This is a genomic window from Corallococcus praedator, from assembly GCF_003612125.1.
Taxonomy (GTDB): domain Bacteria; phylum Myxococcota; class Myxococcia; order Myxococcales; family Myxococcaceae; genus Corallococcus; species Corallococcus praedator.
Genome location: NZ_RAWI01001358.1, coordinates 1 through 396, shown reverse-complemented (window position 1 = coordinate 396; position 396 = coordinate 1). Strand labels below are relative to the sequence as shown.

Here is a 396-nt window from a genome sequence, read left to right as displayed (position 1 = left end):
GTACGCGAGAGTATAGAAAATTTGTAGTGCAAGAAGAGATAAAGGTGTTCACACACCGGGACTCGAACCCGGTTCTGCTGGGTGAGAGCCAGCAATCCTAACCGCCTAGACTATATGGGAAGTCTCCAAACTTAGCCTCAGCTCTCATCAACGACACCAAGCATAAACTTGTGATGCACACAGAACTCGCATGTACTATCACCACTAGAGGCGACGTCTCGTATTCGTGCATCCACACTAAAAAGTACCAAAAACTCGTAAAAATAAGGTTTTAGCTTGTGCTGGTCACATCAACACCATCTTCTCATCAGAAACAGTTCTGACAACGACATGATTGAAGTGTTCATTGAATATCAAAGGTACAAATCGATAGGTCACTGTGCAGCAGTGGATGAC

1 tRNA gene is annotated in these 396 nt (G+C 44.4%); it reads right to left on the bottom strand.

Annotation, left to right across the window (positions count from 1 at the left end):
- Nucleotides 1-47: 47 nt before the first annotated feature.
- A tRNA-Glu gene (locus tag D7Y13_RS44450) sits at nt 48-120 on the bottom strand.
- Nucleotides 121-396 lie beyond the last annotated feature (276 nt).